The 10,312-nt window shown below is 68.0% G+C and carries 10 protein-coding genes, 1 tRNA gene and 1 pseudogene; 3 read left to right on the top strand and 9 right to left on the bottom strand.

All coding sequences use genetic code 11. The features are described 5' to 3' along the window. Positions 1–229 precede the first annotated feature (229 nt). On the top strand, positions 230–1,264 hold the full coding sequence (locus AUL32_RS05140; RefSeq protein WP_062112313.1) for a fatty acid desaturase: 1,035 nt from the start codon (positions 230–232) through the stop codon (positions 1,262–1,264). Between the two features lie 153 nt (positions 1,265–1,417). Here AUL32_RS05140 and AUL32_RS05145 read toward each other — a convergent pair whose 3' ends face one another. The 9 genes from AUL32_RS05145 to AUL32_RS05185 all read right to left on the bottom strand — a co-directional run bounded on the left by AUL32_RS05145 (position 1,418) and on the right by AUL32_RS05185 (position 8,919). Then, the gene (locus AUL32_RS05145; RefSeq protein WP_062112315.1) at positions 1,418–2,710 is read right to left on the bottom strand and encodes an integrase family protein; all 1,293 of its coding nucleotides are present in this window, start codon (positions 2,708–2,710) and stop codon (positions 1,418–1,420) included. 10 nt (positions 2,711–2,720) lie between these two features. Further along, positions 2,721–3,266 carry a hypothetical protein gene (locus AUL32_RS05150; protein ID WP_062112316.1) on the bottom strand — a complete coding sequence of 182 codons (546 nt, stop codon included), beginning with the start codon at positions 3,264–3,266 and terminating at the stop codon, positions 2,721–2,723. After that, positions 3,263–3,469, bottom strand: a complete 207-nt coding sequence (locus AUL32_RS05155) for a hypothetical protein (RefSeq protein WP_062112319.1) — start codon at positions 3,467–3,469, stop codon at positions 3,263–3,265. The genes AUL32_RS05150 and AUL32_RS05155 overlap by 4 nt, the downstream gene beginning before the upstream one ends. Further along, complete coding sequence (locus tag AUL32_RS05160; protein WP_062112321.1) at positions 3,469–4,260, bottom strand: metallophosphoesterase; 792 nt, start codon at positions 4,258–4,260, stop codon at positions 3,469–3,471. Before AUL32_RS05160 ends, AUL32_RS05155 begins: the two co-directional genes overlap by 1 nt. Continuing rightward, positions 4,257–4,802, bottom strand: coding sequence for a hypothetical protein (locus AUL32_RS05165; protein ID WP_062112323.1), 546 nt, complete (start codon positions 4,800–4,802; stop codon positions 4,257–4,259). Before AUL32_RS05165 ends, AUL32_RS05160 begins: the two co-directional genes overlap by 4 nt. Then, positions 4,799–4,993, bottom strand: coding sequence for a hypothetical protein (locus AUL32_RS05170; protein WP_062112326.1), 195 nt, complete (start codon positions 4,991–4,993; stop codon positions 4,799–4,801). Before AUL32_RS05170 ends, AUL32_RS05165 begins: the two co-directional genes overlap by 4 nt. Continuing rightward, entirely contained in the window at positions 4,993–7,407 is a 2,415-nt protein-coding gene (locus tag AUL32_RS05175; RefSeq protein WP_062112327.1) for an AAA family ATPase, read from the bottom strand. The genes AUL32_RS05170 and AUL32_RS05175 overlap by 1 nt, the downstream gene beginning before the upstream one ends. Before the next feature lie 343 nt (positions 7,408–7,750). Continuing rightward, positions 7,751–7,826: transfer RNA gene (locus tag AUL32_RS05180), tRNA-Thr, on the bottom strand. Between the two features lie 112 nt (positions 7,827–7,938). After that, on the bottom strand, positions 7,939–8,919 hold the full coding sequence (locus AUL32_RS05185; protein ID WP_062112328.1) for an NAD(P)H-dependent flavin oxidoreductase: 981 nt from the start codon (positions 8,917–8,919) through the stop codon (positions 7,939–7,941). A 332-nt stretch (positions 8,920–9,251) separates the two neighbouring features. Between AUL32_RS05185 and AUL32_RS05190 the strand changes: the two genes are divergently transcribed. Together AUL32_RS05190 and AUL32_RS05195 are read left to right on the top strand one after the other, a co-directional pair. Continuing rightward, entirely contained in the window at positions 9,252–10,073 is an 822-nt protein-coding gene (locus tag AUL32_RS05190) for a hypothetical protein (RefSeq protein WP_062112330.1), read from the top strand. A 56-nt stretch (positions 10,074–10,129) separates the two neighbouring features. Next, a pseudogene (locus AUL32_RS05195) lies at positions 10,130–10,312 on the top strand (exonuclease domain-containing protein); the annotation flags it as partial.

Below are 10,312 nucleotides of genomic sequence, written 5' to 3' on the forward strand. Positions count from 1 at the left end.
GTAGCGTTTGCTGGATCGCGACCGCGCAACCGAAGTCGTGCACGACGCTGGTGAACTCGGAGAGGATGCTGTCGCCGGCTGTGCCGAAGATCTGGCCGCCCGCCCGCTCGATCAGATCGTCGACGAGCTTTCACGGAGATGCCGATCCCGTTGATTGCGCCCAAGCTGGTGCCATGCCAGGAGAGGGTCGACCCGACCGCCTGCAGGGTCCAGCCTTCGGATCCATCGATTGTCAGTCCCCCATGTCGCGCCAGGGCGCAGCTTCCAGCGCCCGGTTGTCCGCCTCGACGACGCGGAGATCCGTCGCCTGTCGCGCCACTGCCTCCGGTACCGCGATGCCGACGACCGCGCCGCCTGGTTCCAGTTCGGCACGACCTTCGCGCTGTTTCTATGCGCGGCGGGGCTCATGCTGTTCGGCGCGGCCTCGGGAGCCTACGCGCTTCTGGCGCTGTTTCTTCCCGCGGGCGGCCTTCTCGTGCGCTTGTTCGGGGTGCAGCACGACTGCGGCCACAACTCGTTCTTCACGTCCAAGCGGACCAACCGCGCGGTCGGGCGCCTTCTCAGCGTCTTCACGCTGACGCCCTTCGGCTACTGGAGCCGGTCGCATGCGGTGCATCACACGACGGCGGGCGACCTCGGGCGGCGCGGGATCGGCGACGTCGACACGCTGACGATCGACGAATACGCCGCGCTGACGCCGGCCGCGCGACGGCGCTACCGGATCTACCGCCATCCGCTGGTCCTGCACCTGATCGGACCGCCGCTCTACTTCGTCCTGTTCCAGCGCTCGCCCTTCGCACAAGCGCTTCCCGCGCGCGAGGCCTGGCGCAGCATCATGGCGCTGAACCTTGCGCTCCTTCTCCTCTACGGGTCGCTGAGCGTCGCGCTCGGCGCGGGCGTGGTGGCGCTGGCGGTGCTGCCGACGGCGTTCCTCGCGTCCTGGGTCGGGGGCTGGCTGTTCTTCGTGCAGCACCAGTTCGAGGACACGCATTGGGAGGAGTCGGCGCAGTGGAGACAGCAGCAGGCGGCGCTCAGCGGCAGCTCCTACTACGTGATGCCGCGTGTGCTGCAATGGTTCACCGGCAATATCGGGCTGCACCACATCCACCACCTGAACCCCCGGATCCCCAACTACCGGCTGCAGGCGTGCCTCGACGCCGAGCCGGCGCTGGGGGCCCTGTCGCGCCTGACGATCAGCGAGAGCCTCCGCTGCGTCGGGCTGGCCTTGTGGGACCCCGCCCAGCGCAAGCTCGTCGCGTTCTGAACCGGGTCATGGCGCTAGCCCCTAAGTCGATTTGGGCCCATCAGGCTTCCGTCTAAACCACATCGGTGTCCGGTGCGTACGTGCGCTATTGAGCACTGCAAGTCAGTGACTGTAGGTCTTGATGGGGTCGAAACTTGCCTTTGCGACGTCCGCCTACCCCTTGTAGGGCCGCTTCTCTCTCATAGCGGCCCTGATCGCATCGGCGTCGAGGCCGGCCGCTTGCTCCGCGACGAGGGGCTCCACGGCCTCGTGCCAGTCCTGCAGCAGCCACCCCCGCCGGACCCACAACGGCTGACCGCCCTCGTCGTCCCGCCTCTCGTCGTCGCCGCCGGAGTCCGTGAGGTCCTGGACGGCGGTCGGAGCCGAGCCGTTCTCCTGTAGATAGCTCCGCATGGCGAGGCCGACTTCGGACGCGGTCGGGACGTCAGGGAGTTCCCACGTCGCCCTGGACAGGCCTTCGACCGGGAGGTGGCTCGGCAATCCCTTGCGCGGCCGCCTCGGCTGCTCGAAGACCCACACGTCGTCGCCGCCACTGAGAAGCTCCCGCAGGCGGTCGTGCAGCGGCAACCGTATCGACTGCTTGCGCTTCAACAAGTCACCGCGCACCGTCCAGACCCCATCGACGACGTCCTCGTGCCGCGTCGGCACCACGGCCGACCTCGGAAGCGCCGTCCACACGATCACCTCGAGGGCACGCGAGACGGGCGGCGACAGGACGCCCAAGCGGGCGATCGCCACGAGCCTCGCGACGGCGGACAGGCTTACGGGCTGCCACCCTCGAGGCCGCCGCGTCTCCGGCTCGGGCAAGGTCAGGCGGCGGTACCGGTGCTCGCGGACGCCGCTCTTCTCCGTCCGGTAGCCGATCGAGATCCACTGCGAGAACGGGCGGACGGCTTTGAGAACCTGCGCCGCCAGGGCCGGGTACGTCGCCGCCACCTCGTCGAGCGCGGCCTGCGCCTCGGCGGCGGTGACGTCCCGGACGAGGCGGCCGCGCATGCCGGACAGGGTCGACAGGAGGCACTTGCGGTAGCTGTCGACCGTCACCGGGCTGCGGCCCTTTTCGGTCAGGTAATGCAGCCAGGCTTCGACCGCGTCTTCCCACCGCCACGGGCCAGGCGGCTCCACATAGCGCGGCGCCGCCTCGACTACCTCGCGGACGTCATGCCTCTTCTGCGCCTTCGCGACCCACGCCGCGTCGACCTTCTTGCCCGACAAGTGGTCGGCGAGGCCTTCGCGTGCGATCCGCCGGGCGACGTCCAGGCTCATGCTGGGCGGGCCGCCGATCGCTAGTTTGAGGATGCCCTTCTTCGTAATGCGAAGGTGCCAGCTCGGCGTCGCACCGGCGCGCAGGACGAGGCCTGGGGCGACCGTGTCGGCGACCTGCCACCGGGTGCGGGTGGGTATGAGCGACCGGTCGACGTCGTCTTCAGTGATCTCTTGGGGCATGGACGTCTTTCTACGACTCGGGGCTTGCCTGTTCGTTGCCGGCGTCGATCCACTCGAAACGGTAGTCCGCCTCGTCCCAGACGACCCACCCGATCTGAGCCAGCCGGGTAAGGTGCTCGCGCATCTCAGGGCAGTCGACCCCGTCGCGGTCGTGGAAAGGCCTCTCCGTCTCGTAGCCGGACAGGACCCAGTCGCGGATCGAGAGCGACCAAGAGAACGGCCACGACGCCGACTCGTGGGTCTCCGATATCTGGCCGAGGAGCCACGCGAGCCAGACCCTCGGGTTCCGGTTCATGAACATGGACCACCGCGTCCCGTACGCCTGCCACTCGGTGGCGAGGTCGTCCGGCAGCGCGTAGTACTCCGGCGAGGACGTCGGCGTGAACGCGGAGTGCGGATTCCACCGCGGCAGGAACGGCCGGCCGGCGGCATCGACGTGCGGCTCCGACCGGCGCGACAGGTCGTCGAACGCATCGATCGTGCCGTCGTCGTCGGTGACGAGAGCCCACCGACGACGACGCTCGCCGGCGAGCCAGGTTTCGAGGTCGGCGCTCATAGGTCCTCCTCAGGTTCGTCGAGCCGTTCGACGATCCAACCGCCGGGAGCCGAAGCGTCCCGGCGGCGGATGCGGCGGAGGTGGCCGTTCTCGACCTGGCGGACCTCGACGACGTCCGGATCCGCCAGGGCGTCGAAGAAGGCGTCGAAGTAGTCGAAGGAGTGGGGGAACGGCCCCGACACCAGGGTGACGACGCGAGGCATCAGACCTCGACGACTAGGTCGGGGTCGTAGTCGGGATTCTCACCGCCGAAGCCGGCCGGGTTGCACACCACCCGGATCGCCGGCTCCTCATCGCCTACCCGGTAGTCATGGGACGTGTGAACGTGGCCGTGCACCCATAGCGCCGGCGCCCACCTCCGGATCCGGTGCTCGAGCCTGGACGCATACGCCGGCGTGCCGGGGTCGGCGCGCCATTCGGGGGCGACGCTGCCGATCGAGGGCGCATGGTGCGAGACGACGACCGTGGGGCCGTCGAACGGCTGCGCGAAGGCTTGGTCGAGCCAGTCTCGCATGTCGACGTGCCGCTGGCGGGCATCGGCCGGCGTGAACAGGCGGCGCGGCGTGCCCGGCGACCACGACAGCTCGCTGTAGATTGAACTGAAGTCGGCATTGCCTGCCTGGGCGTGAGCCATGCTCAGCGACCGGGCGTCGGCGCCGTAGAACGCGAAGTCGGTCCAGAGCGTGCCGCCTAGGAAGCGGACGCCTCCGATCACCGCCGCGTCGGCTTCGAGGAAGCGCACCCAGCGGCTCCGGCGGGCGGCGATCTGCGCGGCCATTAGCTCCGCCGGCAGGCTCCTGTTCCAAAACTCATGGTTGCCGGCGACGAGGATGACGGGCCGCGACGCGACCGAATCGATCGCCTCGATCTGGCTTTGGAGGCCGGCCGCGATGTCGCCTGCCAGGACGGCGACGTCATGCGCCGGTGCGTCGTCGAAGGAGGCGACCAGCTCGGCCAGGCTGCAATGCAAGTCGCTTCGGATCCAGAGCTTCACAGGTCACCTCCTAAAACGCGCCGCAGCGCCTCGTCGTCGAGCGACGCGCAGATCTCCGACCAGCCGCGAAGGCCGACCCTCTCGATCGCCGCCGACTTCGAGATCCGGCCGGCGAGGAGGTCGTCGCGGACGGAAGAGACGAGGTCGAGCCGAGCGGCCTCGTCCTCCTCGCGCATGCGGCGGAGGTCTGCGAGGACCTCCTCTTCGGCCGCGTCCGAGTTGCCGATCGGCGGGATGCGATCCAGGACCGCCAGGGCGGCGGCGACCCGCTCCGCAGGCGTCAGACGCCGCTCGGCCTCGGCGACGTCGATCTCGCCGGACGCCACCCGCCGTCGCAGGTCGTCGATCAGGCGCGCCGACGATGCCGCGTCGCCGATCATGCCGCGTTCGCGCATGCGCCGCCGGACGCCGTGGACGTCATGGAGGTGCGGGAGGCCGGCGAGAACGTCCGACAGGTAGATTCGGTCGAGCGCGTAGTCGTCGACCAGGTCGCGACCACCGGCGTCGAGGTCGTCGGGAGACGGGGGCAGTATGTCGATCATCGTGCGCCTCCTTTCCGTGCGCGCTCCATGACGATGCCGATCGCGACTTGGCCGAGCCGGCGACGCTCACCGGCGTCGAGCTGGGACCAGACGGCGACGGCCTGGTGGATCAAGTCGAGGGCGGGGACGCCCTCGACGGCTTCGATTCGAGCGAGACGCTCGCGGACGTCGGCGGGGAAGGCCACGACCATCACATGGCCCTCCCGCGCAGCACGGATTCCCGCGCTTCGAGGGTGGCTTCCACCGCCCGCCGCAGCCGCCTAAGCGAGCCGCCACCCCACGCCTTCCGGACGACGTCGACCTCGTCCGGCGCGAGCGGAGGCGTCCACCGCCGGTCGAGACGGCGATCGAGGATCAGGTCCTCGATAATCCGCTTGGCGAGGTCGCCGACATGCTCCGGACCGGGGTCAGGCATCCGAACGACGCGGAAGCGATCAAGCAACGGAGCCGGCACACCGTCGAGCGAGTTCGCCGTCGCGACGAACGCCACCGCGCTGAGGTCGACGTTCTGCTCCAAGCCCGTCTCGAAATACGACCGCGCCGTGTGCACCTCGAGCATCGGCAGGAGAGCGTGCACGAGGGACCCGTTGCGGTCCGACATGCCCGTTTTCTCTAGCTCGTCGAGGATGATGCACGGGTTCGCGCATTCATTCTGACGAACGGCCTCCAGAGGCACGCTCGGCCTCTTGGTGGACCACTGCGCCGGCGTTCCGCCGAACGACCCGTCCGAGACCGAGGCACACGGATAGACGACGACCGGCATGCTGAGGGCGCCCGCGACGTTGCGGAGGAGAGACGTCTTTCCCGAACCCGGCGACCCGACGAGAAGCGTCGGCCGGAGGCTCGAGACGGCGCCTTCCCGGGCGTCGCGGAGGAGTTCGTCGATGACCCCGACAGCGTGCGGGTATTCGGAGACGAGGCCGTCGCGGAGGTCGATGAGATCCTCGACGATCCGCAGGGGCAAGGGGGTGTCAGCGACGAGGTCAAACAGCTTCGACATATCGTTGTCGCCCATGCCGGTGGCTTTCGACTTGACCGGTCCCATGACCTTCATCGTCCGAGCGGCCGCCGCCTTCTTCGCGTCCAGTCTTGCCTGCATAGCCTCCGCCCGGGCCTCCTTCGCCCGCGCATCCTCGGCAGCCTGCTCGATCGCGACCGTGCGCCGGTTGAGCGCCTCGAGCAGCTCGACGCCGCCTCGATCGAGGATCTGCCTTTGCGTTGCCGCACCCATCTCACCCCTCGCGACGGACCCGAGGACGTAGTCGTCCTCGAGCGCGACTTCGACGGCGAACCGAGCTTCCTCGTCCGTGAGCGTCGATCCGCCGAGGATCCGTGCCAGGGCCGCGATGCGCGCCGGCAAGTCGGCCGTCTCGAGACCTTTCAGGTCCTCCTTGCTCGGTCCCGCCTTGAAGCCGCGGACGCCCTCCTGCCGCTGCTCCTCCTCCTCCGCGAGCCGGAGGATTTCCTCCGTCGACAGGTCGTCGAGGCTCGCGCCGGCCGTGCGGGCGAGGTTCTTCCGAGCTTCGTCGTGAGCGGCATCGCGGGCCGCGTCGGGGTTCGCCGCCTGCTCCTCGATCGACTGCTCGATGTCGGCGTCCAGGCGGTCGGACTCGGTCTTGCAGATGCGGTACGCCTCCGCCGGGTCGTCGACGTCGACGGGAATGTGCCGGTCCTCCAAACGCTCGGCCGCCGTCAGGATGTCGTCGGCTGCCTTCCTCTGAATATCCTCCGGCACCTCCTGACCGACCACCCGCATGCGCCGCCAGACGGCGAATGCCGTCTCGACCTGCTGCGCGCCGGCTTTCGCCTCGGCTTCCGCTTTCCGCTTTTCGGCCTGCTCGGCCTGCGCTTTCTCGATAGGCGACCGGCGATCCGACAGCCACTCGCTCGCGTCCTCGACGGCATCGTGAGCACGGTCGTCCGCGGCCTGCAGGCCGACCTCGACGCCGGCTTTGTGGTCGCGCTCACGGTGGTGCGCGGACCAGTCGACGACGAGACCGGCCGCCTTGCTTGCCTCGTCAAGGTCGTGCTGCGCGGACCAGATCGACGTCAGGAAGATCTCCATGCCGAGCCCAGGTCGCCAGACGCCTTTGTCACTGCGACGGCCGGTCTGGCAATGTCGTACCAAGCCGTCGAGTGCGGCGGAGACAATGAGGTTCCGACCTCGGTTCCGGTCGCGCAGCTCACGCGCCGAGTATGCGTCGCCGAGCAGTGCACGCCAGTAGTCTACGCGATCGTCGAGAGGACCGACCACGTCTCGGCCGACGGCGTGCTGTAGGGCGGAAAGATTGACGACCGACATCGACGAGCCGACGTCGCCGAACAGGCCGGCGGCGATCGCGGGCTCGACCAAGGGGCCGTAGTCCTGCTCCAGCTCGCCGGCGAACAACGACCAGTCTACGAGGAGGCTGCCCTGCGCGGGCGGGCAGCCGAGCAGGAGGCCCTCGAGCGGGACGGACCGCTGACCGGCGAGGCCGGACGCGAGAACTTTCTTGTCGTAGGGGTAGATCGCGAGCATCAGGTCCCACATCGACATTTCTGCGGGAGGACGCGACGCGTCGGCGTAGCGCTTGGGCACGTAGCGGCCCTTGGACTTGTCTTTCATGGTGAGAATGGGAGACCGAAGGGGAGGCTCGCCGGACGGCATGTCCGGTGCACCTCGCTAGGGGTCGTCCCGACATCTACCGTGGCGGGGACGTGTCGGCAACCGTTTCGCCTCGAATCGAAAACAGCGATTGGCTGAAGCGGTTATCGAGACCCTAAGATCGGGGACGCCGGACACGTATCCAGGTACGTCGGACGGGCCTCAGGCGGCGTCGAGACGAGTCATGATGACATGCGCAGCGGGCCGCACGGACGTACCCGATACGTACCCAGGCCAAGGAGAGGAAGGAAGTGAAGCCCCCTCGGAAGTCCGATAAGTCGTTGTTTCCGAGGGGATTTCGAATTGGTGCCGCTTAGGTGACTCGAACACCTGACCCCATCATTACGAATGATGTGCTCTACCAACTGAGCTAAAGCGGCTTGGCTCGGCGATGGCTGCCGGCCGTGAGCGGGTTACTACTCAATTCTCCGGGGCCGCGCAACAGGAAAAATGCGCGGCTTTCGCCGGAAAGCGGAGCGGCGCTGGGGTGGCCTAGACGTGGCGGGATTGGGGCGGTGCGGCACCCAGTTTCGTGCGAGCTTCAGCGTATTCCCGAGCGAGGCGATCGATCAGAGCGGCGGCGGGGAGGACCGAATCGACCGCGCCGATGCCCTGGCCGGCGCCCCAGATATCCTTCCAGGCCTTGGCGGCTTTCTCGCCGCCGAAATCCATCTTCGACGGATCGGACTGGGGCAGGTTGTCGGGGTCGAGACCGGCGGCCTGGATCGACGCCTTGAGATAATTGCCGTGAACGCCGGTGAAGAGGTTGCTGTAGACGATGTCCGACGCGTGGCCGGCAACCACCGCGTCCTTGTAGGCGGCGGCGGCATTGGCCTCGTCGGTGGCGATGAAGGCGGAGCCGATATAGGCGCCATCCGCGCCCATGGCCTCGGCCGCGAGCACGCCCGCGCCCGTGGCGATGGCGCCGGACAGGAAGAGCGGTCCGCCGAACCAGCGGCGAATTTCCGACACGAGGGCGAAGGGGGAGAGCGTGCCGGCATGGCCGCCGGCGCCGGCCGCCACGGCGATCAGTCCGTCGGCACCCTTTTCGATCGCCTTGTGGGCGAAGCGGTCGTTGATGACGTCGTGCAGCACCACGCCGCCATAGGAGTGAACGACTTGATTGACCTCCTCGACGGCGCCGAGCGAGGTGATGACGATGGGAACCTTGTGATCGACGCAGACGCGCAGGTCGGCGTCGAGCCGCGCATTGGAGCGATGAACGATCTGGTTGACCGCGAAGGGCGCGGCGGGCTGGTCCGGATGGGCCGCGTCATGCTCGGCGAGGGCGGCCTGGATCTGCTCCAACCAGTTCGCCAGGTTTTCCGCAGGTCGTGCGTTGAGCGCGGGGAAGGCGCCGACGATGCCCGAGCGGCACTGCGCGATCGTCAGGGCAGGGTTCGAGATGATGAAGAGCGGCGCGGCGATGACCGGCAGCCGAAGGCGGCCCTGAAGGATCTCCGGCAGTGACATGGCACTCTCCTATCTTTGACGTAAACGTAAGATAGAGCTAGCGCAGGCAGTGGGACCTGCCAAGCCGTTTCGGCACTCAACCGACCGATCCGGAAACCTGGACCTGCAAGAGGGCGCTGTCGTTTCGAAGGGATGTCATGCGTCCATGTTCGATCAGCTTGCCCGAGTCGCGCGTATGGTCCGACCGCCGTCGCCTCGGCACGGTGCGAGCGCGCCGGATTAACCATCGTTGCTGCTCTGCAACGCAGCAAGGGAATCGTCGAAGGGATGGCCCCGGAAACGGCGGATTCGCGTTGGACTGGTTTGACGGTCGAATTCGGAAGGTGCCGCCCATGATGTCCCGGTCCACGCGCTTTGCTTTGGCGGCTCTCGGCACGCTTGGATTCTGCGGCCTCGGCGCGGTTTGGGGCGGACTGTCGATCGCGGCGGATGCCGACAGCCCGGCGGACGGGGTCGAGGCGCCGCCCCCGTCCGAGGAAGTGGACCTGCCGGCGGTCCCCAAGACGCAGGATCTCGCCGCCCCCTTTGGCGGCAGCTGCTCGGAAGAATGCGAGACGAGCCTGTCGATGCTGTCCGACGGGGACCGCGAAGGGCTGATCGATCTGCCGGGGCGGGTGCAGCGCACGCTGGCCGCTATCGGTCCAATCAAGGGCGACGGGGGAACCAAGGCGGCGGCCGAGGTGGCGCGACGGCTGAACGACACCGACGCCACTGGGACGGTGGCACAACCGGGCGCCGAGCAGACGCTGGCCGCGCCGGTCGACGTGCAGACCGGGGAGGCCGACTGCACCCTGCGCTGGTTCGGCTTCATGGACGAAGCGGCCAAGACCGTCGGCACGCATCGCTGCCGAATCGGCAAGGCGGCGGACGGCACGGTGACGATCGAGAAGCTGACGGGCGAGCGCATGCTGGTTCATCTCGCGCCGCTGAACGACCGCTTTTCCGCCTATCTCGGACGCTCCTTCCTGCCCGAGCAAGGGGAGCGCGATTACGACCTCAAGACCCCGCTCAACACCGGAAACGTCAATTTCGGCAATGTTTCCGGCCTCGCGACCTTGAGCGGCGGGCAGATCGTGCTGATCGGCGGAGCGGAGCTGGGCATGTCGCCGGCCGACGACACGTTCTTCTCCGTGCTCACCGTCTCGGGAAGCTGATCGGATTGCCGCATGGGGCTTGCGATGCGCGGCGCGCCGGACGATCTTGATCCGGCATGGATCCGCTCTTCCCCCCTTCGCCCGTCACCCCGCATCTGTTCCCCGAGGCCGCGCTCACGATCGTCCGTGTGATCGACACGGAGACGGCCGGTCATCGGCTGGAGGAGGACGCGGTGATTGAGATCGGCTCGGTCGATCTTGATCTCGCTACGGGTCGCATCTTCAACCCGATGCAGACC

It is taken from the genome of Aureimonas sp. AU40 (assembly GCF_001463785.1).
GTDB lineage: Bacteria > Pseudomonadota > Alphaproteobacteria > Rhizobiales > Rhizobiaceae > Aureimonas.

Bases quoted from the DNA above. Each gene is read 5' to 3' on its own strand.
- AUL32_RS05145 (WP_062112315.1), bottom strand. From the start codon at position 2,710: ATGCCCCAAGAGATCACTGAAGACGACGTCGACCGGTCGCTCATACCC.
- AUL32_RS05150 (WP_062112316.1), bottom strand. From the start codon at position 3,266: ATGAGCGCCGACCTCGAAACCTGGCTCGCCGGCGAGCGTCGTCGTCGG.
- AUL32_RS05155 (WP_062112319.1), bottom strand. From the start codon at position 3,469: ATGCCTCGCGTCGTCACCCTGGTGTCGGGGCCGTTCCCCCACTCCTTC.
- AUL32_RS05165 (WP_062112323.1), bottom strand. From the start codon at position 4,802: ATGATCGACATACTGCCCCCGTCTCCCGACGACCTCGACGCCGGTGGT.
- AUL32_RS05170 (WP_062112326.1), bottom strand. From the start codon at position 4,993: ATGGTCGTGGCCTTCCCCGCCGACGTCCGCGAGCGTCTCGCTCGAATC.
- AUL32_RS05175 (WP_062112327.1), bottom strand. From the start codon at position 7,407: ATGAAAGACAAGTCCAAGGGCCGCTACGTGCCCAAGCGCTACGCCGAC.
- AUL32_RS05185 (WP_062112328.1), bottom strand. From the start codon at position 8,919: ATGTCACTGCCGGAGATCCTTCAGGGCCGCCTTCGGCTGCCGGTCATC.
- AUL32_RS05190 (WP_062112330.1), top strand. From the start codon at position 9,252: ATGATGTCCCGGTCCACGCGCTTTGCTTTGGCGGCTCTCGGCACGCTT.